The sequence below is a fragment of the Novacetimonas maltaceti genome, assembly GCF_002906255.1.
Classification (GTDB): Bacteria; Pseudomonadota; Alphaproteobacteria; order Acetobacterales; family Acetobacteraceae; genus Novacetimonas; species Novacetimonas maltaceti.
The window spans coordinates 19061-38237 of sequence record NZ_POTC01000029.1; the positions used below are offsets into that span (position 1 = coordinate 19061).

Annotated in this window: 17 protein-coding genes; 9 read left to right on the top strand and 8 right to left on the bottom strand. The window is 62.0% G+C overall.

Annotation, left to right across the window (positions count from 1 at the left end):
- Window positions 1–123: 123 nt before the first annotated feature.
- Window positions 124–879 carry a M15 family metallopeptidase gene (locus KMAL_RS10640; RefSeq protein ID WP_110095680.1) on the top strand — a complete coding sequence of 252 codons (756 nt, stop codon included), beginning with the start codon at window positions 124–126 and terminating at the stop codon, window positions 877–879.
- A gap of 109 nt (window positions 880–988) precedes the next feature.
- Here the strand turns inward: KMAL_RS10640 and KMAL_RS10645 are convergent, their stop codons facing one another.
- Window positions 989–2686, bottom strand: a complete 1698-nt coding sequence (locus KMAL_RS10645; protein WP_110095681.1) for an alpha-keto acid decarboxylase family protein — start codon at window positions 2684–2686, stop codon at window positions 989–991.
- 360 nt (window positions 2687–3046) lie between these two features.
- Here KMAL_RS10645 and KMAL_RS10650 point away from each other — a divergent pair, with 360 nt between their 5' ends.
- From KMAL_RS10650 to KMAL_RS10670, 5 genes are read left to right on the top strand one after another with little or no spacing between them, the layout of a single operon-like run.
- A complete protein-coding gene (locus KMAL_RS10650) occupies window positions 3047–4483 on the top strand; it encodes a carbohydrate porin (protein ID WP_239020083.1) in 1437 nt (478 codons plus the stop codon).
- Between the two features lie 36 nt (window positions 4484–4519).
- Window positions 4520–6271: a D-lactate dehydrogenase gene (gene dld / locus KMAL_RS10655; RefSeq protein ID WP_110095682.1), complete on the top strand. Its 1752-nt coding sequence runs from the start codon at window positions 4520–4522 to the stop codon at window positions 6269–6271.
- A gap of 40 nt (window positions 6272–6311) precedes the next feature.
- Window positions 6312–7055, top strand: a complete 744-nt coding sequence (locus tag KMAL_RS10660) for a (Fe-S)-binding protein (RefSeq protein WP_110095699.1) — start codon at window positions 6312–6314, stop codon at window positions 7053–7055.
- Entirely contained in the window at window positions 7052–8569 is a 1518-nt protein-coding gene (locus KMAL_RS10665) for a lactate utilization protein B (protein WP_110095683.1), read from the top strand. Before KMAL_RS10660 ends, KMAL_RS10665 begins: the two co-directional genes overlap by 4 nt.
- On the top strand, window positions 8566–9174 hold the full coding sequence (locus tag KMAL_RS10670) for a LutC/YkgG family protein (protein ID WP_110095684.1): 609 nt from the start codon (window positions 8566–8568) through the stop codon (window positions 9172–9174). The genes KMAL_RS10665 and KMAL_RS10670 overlap by 4 nt, the downstream gene beginning before the upstream one ends.
- A gap of 64 nt (window positions 9175–9238) precedes the next feature.
- On the opposite strand, the gene KMAL_RS10675 is transcribed toward KMAL_RS10670, so the two are convergent.
- On the bottom strand, window positions 9239–9847 hold the full coding sequence (locus KMAL_RS10675) for a TetR/AcrR family transcriptional regulator (protein WP_110095685.1): 609 nt from the start codon (window positions 9845–9847) through the stop codon (window positions 9239–9241).
- A gap of 141 nt (window positions 9848–9988) precedes the next feature.
- Here KMAL_RS10675 and KMAL_RS10680 point away from each other — a divergent pair, with 141 nt between their 5' ends.
- Both KMAL_RS10680 and KMAL_RS10685 read left to right on the top strand, forming a co-directional pair.
- Entirely contained in the window at window positions 9989–11161 is a 1173-nt protein-coding gene (locus tag KMAL_RS10680; RefSeq protein WP_110095686.1) for an alpha/beta hydrolase, read from the top strand.
- Window positions 11162–11244: 83 nt separating this feature from the next.
- Window positions 11245–11889, top strand: coding sequence for a hypothetical protein (locus tag KMAL_RS10685; RefSeq protein WP_110095700.1), 645 nt, complete (start codon window positions 11245–11247; stop codon window positions 11887–11889).
- A gap of 32 nt (window positions 11890–11921) precedes the next feature.
- On the opposite strand, the gene cls is transcribed toward KMAL_RS10685, so the two are convergent.
- The 6 genes from cls to KMAL_RS10715 form a co-directional block, all read right to left on the bottom strand.
- The gene (gene cls / locus KMAL_RS10690) at window positions 11922–13367 is read right to left on the bottom strand and encodes a cardiolipin synthase (protein ID WP_110095687.1); all 1446 of its coding nucleotides are present in this window, start codon (window positions 13365–13367) and stop codon (window positions 11922–11924) included.
- 116 nt (window positions 13368–13483) lie between these two features.
- Window positions 13484–14170, bottom strand: a complete 687-nt coding sequence (locus KMAL_RS10695; protein ID WP_110095688.1) for a DUF1868 domain-containing protein — start codon at window positions 14168–14170, stop codon at window positions 13484–13486.
- A 133-nt stretch (window positions 14171–14303) separates the two neighbouring features.
- Window positions 14304–14783, bottom strand: a complete 480-nt coding sequence (locus tag KMAL_RS10700) for an Hsp20/alpha crystallin family protein (RefSeq protein ID WP_110095689.1) — start codon at window positions 14781–14783, stop codon at window positions 14304–14306.
- A gap of 144 nt (window positions 14784–14927) precedes the next feature.
- Entirely contained in the window at window positions 14928–16526 is a 1599-nt protein-coding gene (locus KMAL_RS10705; protein ID WP_110095690.1) for an alkaline phosphatase D family protein, read from the bottom strand.
- 187 nt (window positions 16527–16713) lie between these two features.
- Window positions 16714–17268, bottom strand: coding sequence for a hypothetical protein (locus KMAL_RS10710; RefSeq protein WP_110095691.1), 555 nt, complete (start codon window positions 17266–17268; stop codon window positions 16714–16716).
- A gap of 8 nt (window positions 17269–17276) precedes the next feature.
- A complete protein-coding gene (locus KMAL_RS10715; protein WP_110095692.1) occupies window positions 17277–18479 on the bottom strand; it encodes a DUF3500 domain-containing protein in 1203 nt (400 codons plus the stop codon).
- 190 nt (window positions 18480–18669) lie between these two features.
- Between KMAL_RS10715 and KMAL_RS10720 the strand changes: the two genes are divergently transcribed.
- Window positions 18670–19074: a hypothetical protein gene (locus KMAL_RS10720; protein ID WP_239020084.1), complete on the top strand. Its 405-nt coding sequence runs from the start codon at window positions 18670–18672 to the stop codon at window positions 19072–19074.
- The last annotated feature ends 103 nt before the right edge of the window (window positions 19075–19177 follow it).

Consider the following 19177-nt stretch of genomic DNA (forward strand, 5'->3'; position numbering starts at 1 on the left):
CCATGATGGCAGCGGGCGGCGATCGTGCCTGCCAGGGAGAGGCTGCTTGACAGAAATTCTTTCCTACATTCCAATAATTTCGCAGCGTCCCCTTTTGTGAAATTGCACCGGAAATCCCGACAGATGCTTCGATCCGCCCTCCTTGTTACGGTATCGTTCCATTTCCTCCTGCACGCGGCACATGCCGCGTCGCCCCCCGCGCCCGCCATATTCCACATCACCCCCACCAGACCCATACCCGAACTGCTGGAACAGGCACAAAAGGCCACGCCCCCTGCCCCCGCCGCAGGGGAAAGGAAGCCGGATCTTGTCGATCTTGCCAGCCTGTCACCGGATTTCCATTTTGACGTACGTTATGCCACGGACCGGAATTTCATCGGCTATCCGGTCTATTCCTCATCGCACGCCTATATGGAACGCCCGGCGGCACAGGCGCTGGTGCGCGTGCAGAAAGCCCTGCATGCACAGGGCTATGGCCTGCTGGTTTATGATGCGTATCGTCCGTGGTACGTCACAAAACTGTTCTGGGATGCAACACCGCCGGACAGGCATCAGTTCGTGGCGGACCCTGCATCCGGTTCCATGCATAACCGGGGATGCGCGGTTGACCTTACGCTGTATGACCTGAAATCCGGCCAACCCGTTCCCATGCCCAGTGGATATGACGAAATGACCCCGCGCGCCTATGCCGATTATACCGGCGGGACGAAAGACGCGCGCGAAAACCGCGAGATCCTGCGCGCGGCCATGGCACGGGAAGGCTTTACGCAGCTTCCCGAAGAATGGTGGCATTTCGATTACAGGGACTGGCGGGATTACCCAGTGCAGAATATCCGCTTTGAGGATATCGGGACCACAACGCCTCATACGGCGCCGTAAGGAACGCTCACGATACGCATGACTGGCGAAGATCTGAAAAAGTAACGCCGCCTTTTCGGGAAAAGGCGGCGCGTGGAAACCCGTGTTTTTTATCCGGTATCACAAGGCGTCAGTCAGCCTTGCGCGGCGGACGTGCATTGGCCGCCGCAACACGGCGTCCCCACGAGATCAGTTCACTGGTGCAGTCATCGCGTTCGATCTGGCATTCGATCAGTGTGGGACCTTCCTCATTCTTCAGTGCCCTGGCAATCGCATCCGACAGTTCACCCCCGGTTGTCGCACGCAGGCCCAGTCCCTTTCCGTCCTCTGCATTGAAGGCGGACATCAGGCCGGCATAATCCCAGTTCTTGATGTTGTTATACGGCCCGTCATGGATTTCGACCTCGATGGTATAACCCCTGTTATTGACAAGGAATATGATAACAGGAAGCTTCAGCCGCACCATCTGCGCCACTTCCTGCGCCGTCAACTGGAACGATCCGTCCCCCACCATGGTGATGATCCGGCGTTCCGGTGCGCCAACGGCATACCCGAATGTCGCGGGCACCGACCAGCCGATATGCCCCCACTGCATTTCCAGTTCCACGCGCGCCCCGCCGGGCAGCGCCATGCGCAATGCGTTGAACCAGGAATCCCCCGTTTCCGCCAGGACGGTGGTCTGTGGCGTAATCAGTTGCGCAATCTGTCGCGCCATTTCCGCACGGACCAGCCTGTCGCCCGGCGCGGCGGCCGCAACGGGGGCGGACGGACGGACCACGCGCTGGAATTCCTTCAGCGTGTCGGGCCGTGTGATTTCACCCGACAGGCGCTGCGACAGGGCAGCCAGGTAATCCTTGAGGTGAATGCCATCGAACGTGCAACCGTTGACATGCACATGATTCGGTTCGGCCAGCAGGACATTTTCCCCCCGGGGCCATGCAGTCCACCCGGCGGTCGAATAGTCGTTGAAGACCGGCGCCAGCGCCACGATCCCGTCTGACCAGTCCATGATCTCACGCACGCCCGCGCCACTCGCATCGCCCCAATAGGTGCCGATGTAATGCGGGTCATTTTCAGGATAGAAACTCTTGGCCGCCGCCATGGTCGCCACGGCGCACGACAGGGTCCGGCCAAGCTGCAGGGCCGCCTCCTCCGCCCCTGCCGCACGCAGCTTGCTGCCAATCAGGAGCGAGACCTTCTTGCGCGCCGCAAGGAAGTCCACCGATGCCGCGACTGCCGCCTCCAGTGTCTCCGGGTCACTGGGGACATCGCGCAGCAGCGCGCTGACCGGCCCGGGCGCCGAACAGGGGGCAGCCGAGACATTGCAGGCGATTTCGATATAGGCAGGCTTCTTTTCACGCAGCGCCGTGCGGATGGCATGGTCGATCAGGACCGGCGCCTCCTCCGCACTGGTGATGGAAACCGCAGCGCATGTCAGGCGCTTTGCGATTTCAAGCTGGTATCCGTATTCAGGCAGGCCGATCGTGTGATGCAGGATATGGCCGCTGCCGATATCATTCGAATTCGGCGCGCCGGAAATCAGGATGACCGGCAGGTTTTCGGCATAGGCCCCGCCAATCGCATTGAGCGCGGACAGTGCGCCGACGCTGAAGGTGACAACGGCGGCACCGGCCCCGTTGGCGCGGGCATAGCCTTCCGCGCTGAAGCCGCAGTTCAGCTCATTACAGCAGTAGACCTGCTTCATGTCCGGCGTTTCCAGCAACTGGTCAAGCAGGACAAGGTTGTAATCCCCCGCGACGGCAAAATGATGCCTGAGGCCGATCTGGGCAAGGCGGGTCCCGAGGTAACGCCCGACGGTATGGGTCATGCTGGAATGTCTTTCATATGCGCGATGAACGACCCGCGTCGCGCCATGCCATGGGCATGAGGCGGCACTGGTAAAACTTAACAATTATCATCATGCTCTCAAGTATTTGTCCGCAGGGCAATAACAGAATACGTATCACTGAGATTTCGAAACTCTCTAGGTAACGAAGGCGTCAATACCGTTTTCGTGTTTTGCTGACTCGCAAGATTCAATCTTAAAAACCGCTTCATGTTTTGCCCCATGGAAATAAGGGGGCGCGCCTCGACTGATGGTATATATGGATTATACACAATCAGCATATCATTTATATTCTGTATGTGTTTTTCGTTACTGACACCATCTTTTGCTGACGAGCCCCTTTTGTCGCCTGCCCCGACGGGACAGCAGCCTTTACTGCCCTCCCCCGTGGACAGCAGGGCGGAAGCTGCGCCTGCGGCCGGTACGGCGGCAAAACATGTCTCGGTTTCAACACGCCTCAACACCATTTTCCGCACCGAAGGGCTGTCGATCCTCCTGACCAACCGTGAGGACGCACTGCGGGTGCGCGACCTGTCGGCGGGATATTACGCATCGTCGGAAGCACCGGGCCATATCCTGCCTGAAATCAGCGACTTCCGCGCCCGCCTGCAACGCAGGGGCGTGACGTTCCAGTTCACCTACAAGGGGGAGTCGATGGCCGATGTCGGGGGCGGCATTTCGCGGGGCATGGATTACGTCCATGAACTGACATTACAGACGCAGTTCGACCTGGGGAAACTGGTCGGTCTTGATGGATGGACGATCCATACGCTGCTCATGGAACGTGTGGGACGCGAGGTCTCGCACGACCGCGTGGGGGATTACAACATCAGCCTGATGGAAGTGTACAGCCTGTCGGGCCATTCGGTCGCCCACCTGACGGACATGTACGCGCAGAAATCCTTCCTGCGCAATACGGTTGACCTTGCATTCGGCCGCATGGCGCTGACGCATGTCTTTGCCACCTCACCGCTGCTGTGCAGTTTCATGATGACCTGCTCCGCCCCCGTGGCCATCAAGCTTGATGCGGGGTTCAGCGTCTATCCCAAGGCGACATGGGGTGGCAGGGTGCGCCTGCGTCCCACGCGCGACACGATCGTGCAGGTCGGGGCCTACAGCGTCAGCCCCCTGAACGAGGATATCAGCGGCTGGGCATGGGCTGGCGAAAAAAGCACCGGCCTGATGCTGCCGGTGGAATTCACATGGCAGCCCTTTTTCGGCCGCAGGAAACTTGCGGGACATTATGTTCTGGGCTTCGCGCACGATACCACGCGGTATGGCGATAATATCGGTTCCGTCCCGGTTGGCACCGCACGCACCCATGCGGGGGAAGCACGCGATACCTTCTACCTCGAAGCGGACCAGATGCTGTACCGCAAGGGGGGCGCGAACCAGATGGCCGGTGGCTATGTCCTTGGCGGATATATCCATAATACGCCTGATGTCTCGGTCATATCTGACGAATTCTATATCGGCTCCTCGCTGCTGGGCATCATTCCCCACCGTCCCCACGACCGTTTCGGCGTGATGTATTCCTATTACCGCATGAGTCCACGCACCGAACTGGGCCAGCGCCTGCGCATGGATGCGGGCATGCCGCTGGGCGCGCATGTCAACGGGCCACAGACCCATGCCGCCGTGCTGGAGGCCTATTACGGCGTGCCGGTCTATCCCGGCATCCTGGTCCAGCCGGAGTTCGAATACATGATGCGCCCCGATGAAACCTCCCACATCCCGAATGCCGAACTGGTGGGGCTGAAGGTCATCGGCACCCTGTAATTCCCCCATTCCCCCTGCCATGGAAGAAAAACCGTCATGCTCACCGCCCTGAAATCCCTTTTCAACCGCAAACATGCGCACGATGCCGATCATTCCCCTTTCGTCAGCGAACTGCGCGCGATCGTGGGCGCGCAGCATGTCCTGACCGATCCGTCCAGGACCCTGCCCTTCCGGCGCGGCTTCCGCTTCGGGCTGGGCAAGGCGCTGGCCGTCGTGCATCCCGGCTCCCTGCTGGAGCAGTGGCGTGTGGTGCAGGCCTGCATCAAGGCGGACAAGATCGTGCTGATGCAGGCGGCCAATACCGGGATTACCGGCGGTTCCACCCCGGATGGGAACGATTACGACCGCGATATCGTCATCATCAGCGGCATGCGCATGAAAAAGATCTTCGTCATTGGCGGGGGAAAGCAGGTCATCTGCCTGCCCGGTGCGACGCTGGACCAGTTGGAACGCACGCTGGCGCCACTGGGGCGTGAACCCCATTCGGTCATCGGATCGTCGTGCATCGGGGCGGCGGTGTTTGGCGGCGTCAGCAACAATTCAGGCGGCGCGCTGGTGCAGCGTGGTCCCGCCTTTACACAGATGTCCGTCTTTGCGCAGGCGGATGCGCAGGGCACGCTGCACCTTGTCAATCACCTTGGGGTCGAGCTTGGTTCGGGGCCGGAGGAGATACTCGGCGCGCTGGACCGCGGGCAGATCCCCGAAAGCAAAATCAACTGGCACGCGGGCAAGGGCCATGACGACAATTACGCCACCCATGTACGCGATGTCGATGCGGATACGCCCGCGCGCTACAACGCCGACCCCGCACGCCTGTTCGAAGGCGCGGGCTGTGCCGGGCGCATGGCGCTGTTCGCGGTACGGCTTGATACCTTCCCGGCGGAACGCAACCCGTCGGTCTTCTATATCGGCACCAACAATCCCGACGAACTCGAAGACATCCGCCGCCATATCCTGACATCATTTTCCGAACTGCCGATTGCGGGGGAATACATCCATCGCGATGCGTTCGACATCGCCGAAGAATATGGCAAGGACACGTTCCTGATCATCCGCGCCATCGGCACGCGCCGCCTGCCGATGCTGTTCGCGCTGAAGAACCGCATCGACCGCCTGACGGAGCGTGTCCCCTTCCTGCCGGGCAACATGAGCGACCGACTGCTGCAGGCGCTGAGCCGCCTGTTCCCACGCCACCTGCCCAGGCGCATGTATGAATATCGCGACCGTTTCGAACACCACCTCATGCTCAAGGTCAGCGCGCACCTTGCATCCGAAGCCCGCACTTTCCTCGACGGTTTCTGTGCAAAAAGCGGCACGAACTACTTTGCCTGCACGCCCGACGAAGGGGCCAGGGCCTTCCTGCACCGCTTTGCGGCGGCGGGGGCGGCCATCCGCTATCGCAGCACCCACCACCGCACGGTGGAGGATATCGTCGCCCTGGACGTGGCGCTGCGCCGCAATGACCGGCAATGGTCCGAAACCCTGCCGTCGGACCTTGATCGCAAACTGATCGTCAAACTCTATTACGGGCATTTCCTGTGCCATGTGATGCACCAGGACTATATCGTGCGCAAGGGAAACCCCTGCCCCCCGATCGAGGCGGAGATGCTCGGGCTGCTTGACCGACGTGGCGCGCGTTATCCGGCGGAACATAATTACGGCCACCTTTATGCCGCCCCGCCGTCCCTGCAGGCGCATTACCGTGCGCTCGACCCGTGCAACTGTTTCAATCCCGGCATCGGCAAGACGACCAAGCGCCGGAACTGGAAAGCCGAAAGCGTGGCGTAAGCCATCCCCTTCCCATCCATGGATGCCGGAGTATCCCATCATGCGCATTGGCCTGTTCGTGCCCTGTTACATCGACGCCTTCCATCCGGAAGTCGGCATTGCCACACTTGAACTTCTCGAACGCTTCGGTCTGGAGGTCGAATATCCCCGCGCCCAGACCTGTTGCGGACAGCCCATGACCAATACCGGCTGCCATGAGGAATCAGCCGCGACGGAGGAACTGTTTGTCCGCAACTTCAGCGGCTATGACTACATCGTTGCCCCATCGGGCAGCTGCGTGCACCATGTCCGCTGTGACATGGACGCGGTGGCGCAGACCGACGATGTCCGGCAGGTGCGCGCACGCACCTATGAACTGGTCGAATTCCTGCATGACATCCTGAAGGTCGATGCCTTCCCGTGGGCGGAATTCCCGCACAGGGTCAGCCTGCATAACAACTGCAACGCCCTGCGGGGCCTGAAGCACGCCAGCATGAGCGAACTGCGCGAGAAGGCATTTTCAAAACCTGCCGATCTTCTCTCCAGGGTTCGCGGCCTTGAGTTCGTGCATATCAGCCGCCCCGATGAATGCTGCGGCTTTGGCGGCACATTTTCCGTATTTGAAAAGGGAGTGTCGGAAAAGATGGGATATGACAAGGTTCATGACCACAGCAGGGCCGGTGCGGACTATGTCGTCTCCGCCGACAGTTCGTGCATGATGCACCAGCAGGGCTGCGCACAGAGGCTGGAGATGCCGCTGAAGTTCATCCACATTGCCCAGATCCTCAACGGAGCACGGGCATGAGCGGTACGAAGGAAGACATCCCCGCCACCCCGGCCGGTCGCCTCGACCATGCGGAAGGCGCTTCCATCGCGCTGCGTTCGCACACGCGCGAAGCCCAGCCGCGCGGTGCGGTGATCCACGGCGACCATCCGATCAACCAGGCCGAAGCCGCCGAACGCTTCATTGCCGCGCCCGAGCATGAGCGCATGCATGATGCCCGCCTGTGGGACCTGCGCCAGAAGCGCGACCGGCAGATGCACGGGATCGAGGAATGGGAGGACCTGCGCAGGCTGGCGTCCGGGATCAAGGAACATGCGCTGACGCATCTCGACACCTATCTGGAACAGTTCGAGACCAACGCACGTGCCAACGGCATCCATGTCCACTGGGCGAAGGATGCGGATGAACATAACGCCATCATCCTCTCGCTGCTGCAGGACCATGGTGTCACGCGCCTGATCAAAAGCAAGTCGATGCTGACGGAGGAATGCGGGTTCCGCGATTTCATGGCCCGTTCCGGCGTGGACGTGGTCGAAACCGACCTGGGCGAGCGGATACAGCAGCTTGACCAGGAGGCCCCCAGCCATGTGGTCGTGCCCGCCGTGCATAAGCTGCGCTCTGACGTGGCGGATGTCTTCGCCCGCACGCTGGGCACGGACCCGAACGACGATGACGTCCATTACCTGACCGAACAGCAGCGTGAAAAGACACGTCCCCTCATCCTGCAGGCGCAGGCAGGGCTGACGGGGGCGAACTTCGTTGTCGCGGAAACCGGCACCTTCGTCGTCTGCACGAACGAGGGCAATGCCGACCTGTCCGCCAATACGCCCCCGTTGCAGATCGCATCAATCGGGATCGAGAAGGTCATCCCCAGGCTGGAGGACCTGCCGGTCTTCGTGCGCCTGCTGTCACGCAGTGCGCTGGGGTCGCCCATCACCCAGTATACCTCCCACTTCCGGGGGCCGCGACGCGGGGGCGAACTGCATGTGGTGCTGGTGGATAACGGACGTTCCGAACGGCTGGGGATGGAGAAGTTCTGGACATCGCTCAAATGCATCCGCTGTGGCGCGTGCATGAATACCTGCCCCGTCTTCCGCCGCAGCGGCGGGCTCAGCTACGGGGCGACCTATGCCGGGCCGATCGGGCTGATCATCGACCCCACCTTCAACCGCCACCGCTACAGCAGCCTGCCCTTTTCCTCCACGCTTAACGGCAGTTGCACCAATGTCTGCCCGGTCAGGATCAATATCCACGAACAGATCGCGGACTGGCGCAGGGTCCTGTCGGAAACCCACGAACTGCCGCTGATGAAAAAGGCGATGATGCGTGAGGCCGGACAACTGCTGTCGCATCCCGCCCTGTACCGCGCCGCAATCGCCACGGCGGACAGCGCCCTGCGGCACCTGCCGCGTTTCATGGTCTATAACAGGTTCAACACGTGGGGACATGGGCGTGACGTGCCCACGCCGCCACGCCAGACCTTCCATGAATGGTATGCCACGAACCGCACGACACCAGAAGGAACGCCGCAATGAGCAGCCGTGACGACATCCTGGCCCGCGTCCGCGCGCACCGGCCCGCAGCTGAGCGCGCCCTGCCGGAAATCCCGTTCTTTGACCCGCCTGCCGGGACGGACCTGCAGGCCATGTTTGCAAGGTCGTTCGTGCAGATGGGGGGCACGCTGCCGGACTGCGGGACGGCCGACCCGGTCGCGGTCGCACGACAGTTCGTCTCCACCGCGCGGGTCGTGTGTTCACGCGTGCCGGAAATACCGGGTAACCGCACCCTCACCGCCGACACCCCGCCCGCATCGCTGGCGGATGTCGATGTGGGGGTGGTCCGTGCCTCCTTTGGCGTGGCGGAAACCGGTTCGCTATGCCTGACGGAAACGGACCTGCTGGTCAACACGCTGGGATACCTGCCCCAGCACCTTGTCGTGCTGCTGGACCCCGCGCAGGTCGTCAGCAACCTCCACCGCGCCTACCAGCGGCCGGAATGGCGGTCGGGCCATTACGCCGTGCTGCACAGCGGGCCGTCCGCCACGGCGGACATCGAAGGGGTACTGGTCCATGGTGCGCAGGGGGTCCGTTCCCTGCGCCTGTTCTTCGTGCCCTGCCACGCCAGTACGGCTGCGGCATAGCGACGAGGCAGGGACATGCCGCCCGCCATCAGGGCTGCATGGCGTTTCACCGGGCATGACCCTGTCAGCGCAGGGCGTCTTCGACCAGTTCCTCCAGCGTCATCCCGGCCCCGTCACGGGCAAGCAGCATCTCAAGGAACCCGTCAACCGCCAGCACGGCAAGGCCATGCACCCGCCCCCACAGCGCGGCGCGTGTCCCGGCGCGGGTGCGTGATGCGTGGGGTTCGCCCAGCCCCCCGATGACCTGCGTCAGCATGTCCGAAGTCCGGCCTGACGCCTGTGCCAGCGCGGGCATGCCGCGATCAATGGCGTCGCTGCGGAACATGAGGGTAAACAGGCCGGGGTTGAGGATGGCGAAATGCACATACGCCATCCCGGTCGCATGCGCCCCCCTGTCCATGGCCGGTGCAAGGGTGGCGGCCAGTTCCTCATACCCTGTGGTTGCAAGCGCGCTGAGCAGTCCCGTCAGGTTTCCGAAATGCGGTGCCGCCGCCGCCGAAGACACGCCCGCGCGGCGCGTGATCGCGCGCAGTCCCAGCGCGGCAATGCCCTGCTCCTCCAGAATGTCGCGCGCCGCGCGCAGCAGCGCCACGCGCAGGTCGCCATGATGGTAGGCCGCCTTTCCGGCAGCGCGGCCCCGCGTGGCCCCGGAAGGCGACGGGGCGAGTACCATGCTGTCATGTGACCTTGACATCCGCTTTTCCCGATGGTCATTCTTAACACTGTTAAGTTCAAGCCTGCATGATGGTCAAGCAAAAAGCAGGCTGCCTTCCGGAAAGGATTCCGCGTGCGTTTTCCCCGCCCTGCCCGCACCATGGCCTGCCTTCTGGCGGGCCTGTGTCTTGCCGCCCTCCCCTCCCACGGCCATGCGGCTGCCCCCGCCGCGCAAAGCGGCAGGCCCGGAACGCTCACGGCATCCGAAACCCTGCCCGAAGCCTTCAGCCTGCCGCATGCCGGGCGTGCCCTGCGCATCACATATCTTTCCACCAACGGCATCACCGGCAGTGGGCTGGTCCCCGTGACGGCGGAAATCATCCTCCCGCCGGGCAAGGCGCCCAAGGGGGGATGGCCGATCGTCGCATGGGCGCACGGGACCGTCGGGGTGGCGGATCACTGCGCCCCGTCCGCCAATCCGTGGACCGATCGCAACAGGCGGTATCTGTCCGCATGGATGCAGCGCGGCTTTGCCGTGGTCGGAACCGATTATCAGGGGCTGGGCACCCCCGGCGTGCATGCCTATCTCGATACGCGGGTGGAGGCCTACAGCCTGCTTGACGGGGTGCGGGCCGCACTTTCCTCGGTCCCGGAACTGCGTAACAGGGTCATGATTGTCGGGCAGTCACAGGGGGGCGGGGCGGCATTTGCATCCGCCGCGTTCGCGCCCGCCTATGCACCTGACATCGACATCCGTGGCACGGTTGCAACCGGCGTTCCGTATATCACGCCGGAACTCCTGAAACAGCTGATGACAGCCTCCGCCACCCGGCAGCAGGGCGCGACATATGATCCGCTGATGGTCTATACGCTCTATCTTGCACAGGGGCTGGCCGGTTATGATCCGGCTTTCAGGCCGGAAGATGCCTTCTCGGCAAAGGCCCTGCCTGCCTATCAGGCGGCAGGCGATCTGTGCGTGTCGGAACTGACCGACACGGTGAAGGCCGCGGGCCTGAATTTCGGGAACTCGCTCGCACCGAATTTTGCAAAAACGCTGGCCCCTGCGCTGGCCGCAATGGCATATCCGACCCTGAAACTGGCCCAGCCGCTCTTCATCGGTACCGGTGAGCTTGACCACGATGTCCCCCCGCCATTGCAGTTCGGGCTGGTCAAGGCCGCATGCGCCGCGGGAACAACCGTGCAGGCCCATCTCTACAGGGGGCTGGACCATAGCCAGACGGTCAATGCATCCCTGCCGGATTCTGCTGCGTTTACACAGGCGGTCATGGCGGGCAGGCCCGTGACGCCGCAATGCACACCAACCCCGCAGTAACACGTCCGGCCCGCGCGGATACCCCGGCCATGGGCGGCGGGTAACGACCGGCGCGCCGGGCATCCGCGCGGAAGGAGACATTGGTGCATACGCTCGATTTCAGTTCATGGCACAGCCTTCTTGTCACCCTGATCGGGCTGTCGCTGATTACGCTCATCGGCGTGGGGATCAGGCTGCTGATGATGGTGGTCATCCAGCAGCGTCGCGAGCGCATGAACCGCCAGATCAACGAGCGGCTGCGCACCCTGATCGCAGCCTACCGGACGCTGGGTGGTTCCTTCACCGGTGACCTGGTGGTCGATCCGCGACATCGGCGGGAGTTGCGGGTGATGGCCGATACGGGAACAGAGCCGGACGGCGCATCGGAACGGACACGTCGTATCCGCGATGCCGTGGAGGCCGCGCTGTCGGACATCATCCTGCTCGGCACCGAGGAACAGGTCCGCCTCGCCGGGCAGGCCGCCCAGGAACTGGTGGCCGGGCAACGCGTGCACACGCATGCGCTGGTCATCTCACTGCGCGATTTCATCCGCAGGGCGCTTGACCTTGCCCCGATCCCGTCGGATCTCGCCATCCCGATGCAGGGCCCGACCCGCATCCCGGCATCGGGCAACCGGGGAAAGGAAGATGGGAAAAAGGAAAAGGCTGAGGGGGGTGGCGGGGGCATGAACGGTGCCGGCGATGGTCTTTCAGCGGGAGAGGCCAGCAGCGACCATCATGATCCATGATCGACACAGGTGCCCCCGGATGACATGACCGTTCAGAGCACCGGCCCGACCATCGCCAGCACATTGTTCCACAGCACCCGGTGAACCGGCCAGCGTATGACGTCATCAAGCGTCACGCGCGTGGATGCAGTCGTATAACTCTGTTGCCTTTCATGGACGGCGGCCGTGAAATCAGGATCCACCAGCAGGATATTGTTTTCAAAATTCAGGTCGAAACTGCGCCGGTCCAGATTTGCCGACCCGATCATGGTCATGTGGCCATCCACCGTCAGCGCCTTGGTATGCAGCAGGCCATGCGGGTATTCGTACACCATCACCCCGGCCTCCAGCAGTTCGCGGTAATAACTGCGGCTGGCACCGGCAACGATCCATGAGTCATTGCGCCGTGGCAGGGTCAGGACCGTTTTGACGCCGCGTCGCGCGGCGGCACACAGCGCGGCCTGTATGGGTTCGTCCGGCACGTAATAGGGCGTGGTGACCATCAGTTCCCGTGCCGCGGCATTCATGAGCGAAACGAAGACCTCCGGCATCGCCGCGTACCGCACCGCGGCACTGGTGCCGATCACCTGTGCAACGAACCCCTCCCCCGTTGGCACGGTGGCGGACGCCAGCAGCGGTGTCAGGTCCTCGTCCGTATGGGCAATCCAGTCCGTTGCGAACAGGTGCTGGTTCTGCAACACGACCGGCCCTTCGAAACGCGCGACAAGGTCCACCCATGGTGCGAAGCGCGCCTTTACCCGGAATTGCGGGTCGGCGCAGTTCTGGCTGCCGCAATAGGTGATACGGTTGTCAATCACGACAATCTTGCGATGGTTGCGCATGTCGAAACGCCCGCGGAACGGACGTTGCAGGAGATTGCCGATCGGCAATGCACGCACGACCAGTACGCCCGCCGCCTGCATCTCTGCCCAGTGGTGGCTGTGGATCAGTCGCCGCGACCCGAGGTCATCGGCCATCACACGGCAGACGACACCCCGCGCCGCCGCGCGCTTGAGCGCATTGATGACCTTCATGCCGTTATTGTCCGACAGCCAGATGTAAAAGCTGATATGGACATGTTCGCGTGCGGCATCGATGTCCGCGACCATCGCCGTGATCGCGGCATCGGAATCGTGCATGAGCGCTGCGCGGTTGCTGCCAATTGGCGGATAGCCACTGATCGACTGCCCGACCCGGAACAGGGGCGCCAGACGCGGCGGCAGGCCGAAATCATGTTCGGCGTCGATCAGGGCGTCATTCTTCTTGCCCGGAACGGGCAGGTCCCGGATGGCCTTGTGGATACGCTGGACGATGCGTCCGTCAAGATGCGTTTCACCCAGCAGGAGATAGGCGATCATCCCGAGGACCGGCAGCGACCCGATAATGGCGACCCATGCCACGCGTGAGGCAGGTTCGCGATGCGGCCTTAGCAGTACCCGTCCGATGAACAGTAACTGGCACCCAAGGGTCGTCGCCGCACCAACCCAACCCCATTCCATGTCTTTCGCCCTGCCCTGAACCCGGTAACGCCTATGTTGGGTGGAATGGTATCGTGTGCATACCCTGCGGGCAACATCCGTCCGTCCCCTCGTCCCGCAGGGCAGGGTTTACGGAATCATCTGATGAAAAACTGGCGGTGATAGGCATACATATCACTGAAAAAGCACAGTTCCGGAGCGCCGAGCAGGATTTCGGGCACCGTGCGCCTCATGACATCCTGCCAGTGCAGCACGAAGCGCGTGAATTCCACCGCCTCGCGCTGCGAAAAGCCACGGACCTGATAGGCAAGGGTCGTATGGAACACATACTGGTCGGCCAGGGGATCCTTCATCCCCATATGGGTCGCAAGTGCGTGGCGCAGTCCCGCCAGCACCCGCCCCTGCGCGGGATCGGCCGGTTCCAGCCTGATATGGGGGACCTGCCCGTCACATGACGGGTCCGGCCTGGACGGCCGCATGCGGATGGGCAGGGCCAACCCGTAATCAAAGGTTTCAAGCCTGTTCCTGACCCACTCGTCGCATGACGGCATTGGTGTCGTGCGTGCAAGGGCACGGGGCCACGACGGTTGCGCGCGCCGTCCATCGTTCAGACCGTCCAGTACGGTCATGTGATAGCTTGACGGCGGAAGCAGCGCCAGTTTTGCACAAAAGTCCTGTGCCAGACTGTCACGGTACATATCCAGCATGGCATTGAAAAATGAACTCTGCACGCCCTGTTGCGGCAGGTGGCAGATGATCGTGTTCCCGGCATAGGGCCGGGGGCGGCCATCAGGATAAAATTTGTTCTGGTTCAGAAGCAGCATCGTGACCCCTGGCCTTGTTCCGTCTCCCGCACGGGAAAGGGACTGCACCTGTTTTCAGGGAAAACACAATGCGCATGGGCCGGACGGCCGGGCATGATGCCCATCCCGTCCGACTGGCATATTTTTTCGGGTATTAACCCGCCTTGATCTCGATCCTGCGCTCTGACGGCTTTACCGGTTCACGGCGCGGCAGGGAAATCTGCAGGACACCATTCTTGATGCTGGCGACGATGGCATCGGGATTGACATCTTCGGGCAGGTTGAAATGTTCCTCGAACGCACCGAAACTGCGGCCTGCGACATGCTGCTTCTGTTCGGTACCGGCAACCGGGCTTTTCTTCTCGCCCGAGATTGTCAGGACACCATTTGTCGTGCTCAGGCCAATATCCTTTTCCGAACAGCCCGGCACCTCGATATAGATATGGTATCCCGACGTATCCTCGGTAATGTCTGTCGCGCCCAGCCTGCCGGAACCAAACGTGTCCGGCGCGCGGTAATCTTCAATCAGCCTGCCGACCTGCCGCTGCAGCACCGCGAACGGATCTGCCACCCGCCCGTCACGGCTGCTGGAAGGGCGTTGCGGCACTGCGATGATTGTCGGACGCGTAATCACGATATTCCTCCTGAAAGCATGGCCAGATCATCTGGTGCCCTCACTGTGGAATGGTGCATGTCCCGATACAGTGACGCAGGTCAAACATGGCATGCCCCACGTTACGTCCAGATATACCTCATTTCTGAAACATAACGGTACATATCAGGCTTTCTGCAATCCCGGGTGTCCACGCGCCACGGCAAAGCTGGCATAGGTCGACAGCCTGCCATCACGTTCCATGACCCTGTCGAGCACCTTCAGGTCAGCATGCCAGACGTCGCGCCCCACATCGCACAGCACATAACCGCGCTGGTCCGTCGTCGCCAGCAACTGTGGGTTTTCACGCCGGACCGAGCGGCTGAAATGGTCATCATCCCCGCCCCCATCCGCGCCGGACGTGATGGATGTCGCAAGGAATTCGACCGACACAGGTCTGGCATTTCCCGGGTCATATGCAAGGTTCCCCGCAAAATGCCGATGCGCGTCGCCCGTCACGTTCACCACGTTGCCCGGGCAGTTCCGTTCAATGAACTGCAGCAGGCGCCTGCGACTGTACATATAGCCCGACCACTGGTCCATGCTGTAAAGCACAGGGCCATGGTCGGACTTGCGAAAGGCAAGGTTCATCATCATGACCTGATGCGCCAGCAGGTTCCACCTTGTATCCGAATGGGCCAGGCCATTGAACAGCCAGCGTTCCTGTTCCGGGCCCATCATCGTCCGTTCAGGCGACCAGACATCCGGCCCCTGCCCTGTCATCCTGTCCCCGTAAACCTGGTCGCTGCGATACTGGCGTGTATCAAGGAGGAATATGTTCATCAGGTCGCCATAACGCAGGCTGCGATAGATCTGCATGTGACTGCCATCCGGCAGCGAACCCAGGCGTAGTGGCATATGCTCGTAATAGGCCTGCATGGCGGACGCCCGCCTCAGGCGGAATATGTCCGCAGGCGTCCCGTCCTGATCGGTGTCACCGGCCCAGTTGTTATCGACTTCATGGTCATCGGGCGTGACAATCCATGGCACGGCGGCATGGGCGGCCTGCAGGTCCGCATCGGCCTTGTACTGTGCGTAACGGCGGCGATATTCATCAAGGGAATAACATTCAGGCCCGACATGGCTGCGCAATACCCGAAACGGCCTGCCATGTTCCTGGTGGATGCCTTCCTTTCTTCCTTCGCCTTCATAAATATAGTCACCATAATGGAAAACGAAATCTATCGGTTCTTCGGAAATCCTGCGCCACGCGGTATAATATCCCTGTTCATAATGCTGGCAGCCCGCCGCGGCGAAGCGTGCGCGCACAGGTGACGCGCCCGGCAGGGGAAATGTGTGACTGCGCCCGATCGTGCTGTCATACCCGGCAATACGAAACCGGTACCAGTAAGGCCGGTCCGGTTTCAGGCCCGAAACCTCCACATGGACCGAATGCCCCAGTTCCGGATGCGCCAGCGCCTGTCCGGCGCATACGACATGCGACAGGGTTTCATCCGCCCCGACCTGCCAGTCCACCAGCATGGGGCGGTTATCGGCCATGCCCGCGTCAAGCGCCAATGGCGCGGGGACCAGCCGTGTCCAGATGACGAAACCATCCGGCGACGGGTCCCCCGACGCAACGCCCAGTTGGAAAGGTGACGTATCGAATTTCGGTTTTTTATCGAGGTTGGCAGGCGTTGCCGCGCGCAGGGCCCTGATCCGCGCCGAAAGCAGCATCCCGCCTCCCAGTCCCGCCAGAACCTGCCTGCGTTTTATAAAAATCATGAAAACATCCTGTTCTGACTGGAATATAACCTGTTTCAATCTTTCATGGCAGGACATGTTCTGGCGGGCGCCGGAGCCACGGTCGCTGTCACGACAGGAGCCGCGGCTTCATTATGTGAGCTTGCCAGCGAAATTGTGTGATGTTTTCATGAATTCGCATCACACAGCGATCTTTTTCGAAAACTCCTTACGTTCCGCCCTGTGGGGTTACGCTGAACTCCAGCCCATAAGATGACTGGTCAACGGAACGGTGCTGCTGTCGTGGATGGATGGCCGGATCATCAGGCATGAGGGTATTGACCAGGTAGACCACGTCAGGTCCGGACGCATGGTTCACATACGCCAGATGATACAGGCCGGGCTTCAGGGCGACGGTGGCTTCATACTGCAGCACGATCACGCCGCTGCCTGCCTGCATGGCCGCGATGGATGGGAAAACGGCCTCCCCCTGCCTGAGGGAAAGGGCATGCCCGTTGAGGGAGATCTCCAGCCCACGTGCCATGCGCGTGGCATAGGCATGCTGTTCATCGGGCGACACGGTACCGTCCCCGTTACTGTCGATCTGGTGGATGACGGCGGGGGCGACGCCCCGTCCCGGTGTCAGGCGCAGGGTGACGGCAACACGCTGGCGGGTTATGCCGATCATCGTCGCCTGCAGGTATTCATCCAGCCGGTGCGCCTGCGCCATCCCCGTAACCGACAGCAATAGCATCGCGGCCATCACGGGCACCGCCACCCGCATGATGGCCCTCATGGCCGGGTATATCGGTTGCCATAGCTGTTGGTCGGATCACGGTAGACGGTATGGACATGCATGGTGGGATCGTCCCCTACCCCCTGTGGCGAGAACTCGATAAGCAGCCTTGGCCCCTGGATCCGGTAATAGGATGACCCGTTACGTCCCGGTGCGTGGGTGACAGGGCCGCTCCATGCGAACCATGTGCTGTCGAGGCCATTGCGGATTTCCTGCAGGCGTGGCGCGGCATAGGCATCATCGACGATGCCGGCCCATTCCCCGATCACAGCCATCAGCAGTTCTTTCTGCGCAGCGGTCATGGCGCTTGCCTTCAGGCCTTCGGGGATGAGCATTTCGCCATCGTGGCCGGGGCCGAGCACAAGGTCCGCCACCCTGTAGGACAGGATGGCCTGACGTTTCTGTTTCGCATCAAGCGCGTCCAGCAGCGCGAAGGCACGATCATTTTCCCCTGCCAGCACCCGCACCGTCTTTCCGTCCGCCTGGTAAATCGCGGGCTGCGCGCCGGTCAGGGTGGGGGTCATGACACCATGAGCGCCATCAATCACGATGTTCAGCCCCAGATGATGGCCGCCGAACTGTATCATCCACGGGCTGTCCGGCATCGGCCTGCCAAAGATCGCGATGGTATAGACCGCCTTGCCCGAAGCAAAGGGCGTACCGCTGTCGGCAAGCGCCTGATCCGCGCCCATGATCTCAAGCACTTTCCGGTAGCCCCCCGGACTCAGCACCGTCTGGAGCAGCCGCAGCGCCGCCGCCTGCTGGGGCGGGGTCAGTTGACCCATCTGCACTCCTGGTCGCGGCACGTCACTGACGGGAAAATTGGACCAGACCGAATTGCCGTAGCGTTCGCCTACGAATCCTCCCGGCGGCCCCATGCCCGGTCCCCGCGGTGCAGGTGCGCTGGCCTGTGCCCCGGTGACAGGCTGCACCGGCTGGTCGGGGGCGCTGCGGCGGAAACGGGCAAGGGTGGCCGTCTTTTGTGTTACGAAAGGAAACTGCACCTTCGCACGGCTGCCAGCATCGAATGTGCCGAGGAAAGACCGCGCGGCAGCGACAACCATATCCGTGCGCCGGGCGGCGACGTCCCCTGTCGCGGCGATGGCGGCAGGCGGTGCCTTCTGGCCCGGTACCTCGGCCGCCATTGCGGACGCCATGACCAGGAACGTCCCACCTGCCGCCAGAAAAATCTTGTGCATCAATCCCCTGCCCTGTCCTGCCTGACCGGAGTTCCATATGTTGCATGCACACTGCATTGCCCGCGCCGCACGATCAAGGGCTTTCCCCCCGCCGGGTTTTCGCCCCACAATGGCGCCCGCTGTCGGGTCGGGCCCGCCACCGGGGCACGAGCATGACATCGGACCAGCAACGACCCATCGGGAACCCGCCATGCCCCATTCCAAGCCCACCTCCACATCAGTGCGTGGCCTGCCGCGCCAGACATCCCGGCTGGCGATCGGCATGGCCCTCGCGATGCCGCTTGCGCTTGCCAGTGTCACGGCTGCCCATGCCGCGGACTGCCGCGACCTTGCCCGTCGGGCCCTGCCGGATGCCACCTTCACGACCGTTGAAACCGTGCCGGCGGGGCGCTGGCAGCCGCCGCAGGACCAGTTGTCACGCATCATGTCGGCCCCCGGCATGAACCTTGCCGGCCATGCGGTACAGTCCCCCACCCCTGCCTTCTGCCGTGTGGCCCTTACGCTGCGCCCTTCGCATGATTCACAGATACGCACGGAAGTCTGGCTGCCACTGGAAGGCTGGAACGGCAAGCTGGAGGGATCGAAGAACCCTTGATTGATGTGCTTGGCCGGTAATTTCTGGGTTTTGGCGATTTGATTGACGGTTTTTGCGATGGCGTCCAGTCTGCGTTTTGAGCAGATTGGGAGTTGTCTCTCGC

Bases quoted from the DNA above. Each gene is read 5' to 3' on its own strand.
- KMAL_RS10640 (WP_110095680.1), top strand. From the start codon at position 124: ATGCTTCGATCCGCCCTCCTTGTTACGGTATCGTTCCATTTCCTCCTG.
- KMAL_RS10645 (WP_110095681.1), bottom strand. From the start codon at position 2,686: ATGACCCATACCGTCGGGCGTTACCTCGGGACCCGCCTTGCCCAGATC.
- dld (WP_110095682.1), top strand. From the start codon at position 4,520: ATGCTCACCGCCCTGAAATCCCTTTTCAACCGCAAACATGCGCACGAT.
- KMAL_RS10660 (WP_110095699.1), top strand. From the start codon at position 6,312: ATGCGCATTGGCCTGTTCGTGCCCTGTTACATCGACGCCTTCCATCCG.
- KMAL_RS10665 (WP_110095683.1), top strand. From the start codon at position 7,052: ATGAGCGGTACGAAGGAAGACATCCCCGCCACCCCGGCCGGTCGCCTC.
- KMAL_RS10670 (WP_110095684.1), top strand. From the start codon at position 8,566: ATGAGCAGCCGTGACGACATCCTGGCCCGCGTCCGCGCGCACCGGCCC.
- KMAL_RS10675 (WP_110095685.1), bottom strand. From the start codon at position 9,847: ATGGTACTCGCCCCGTCGCCTTCCGGGGCCACGCGGGGCCGCGCTGCC.
- KMAL_RS10680 (WP_110095686.1), top strand. From the start codon at position 9,989: ATGGCCTGCCTTCTGGCGGGCCTGTGTCTTGCCGCCCTCCCCTCCCAC.
- cls (WP_110095687.1), bottom strand. From the start codon at position 13,367: ATGGAATGGGGTTGGGTTGGTGCGGCGACGACCCTTGGGTGCCAGTTA.
- KMAL_RS10695 (WP_110095688.1), bottom strand. From the start codon at position 14,170: ATGCTGCTTCTGAACCAGAACAAATTTTATCCTGATGGCCGCCCCCGG.
- KMAL_RS10705 (WP_110095690.1), bottom strand. From the start codon at position 16,526: ATGATTTTTATAAAACGCAGGCAGGTTCTGGCGGGACTGGGAGGCGGG.
- KMAL_RS10710 (WP_110095691.1), bottom strand. From the start codon at position 17,268: ATGCGGGTGGCGGTGCCCGTGATGGCCGCGATGCTATTGCTGTCGGTT.
- KMAL_RS10715 (WP_110095692.1), bottom strand. From the start codon at position 18,479: ATGCACAAGATTTTTCTGGCGGCAGGTGGGACGTTCCTGGTCATGGCG.
- KMAL_RS10720 (WP_239020084.1), top strand. From the start codon at position 18,670: ATGCCCCATTCCAAGCCCACCTCCACATCAGTGCGTGGCCTGCCGCGC.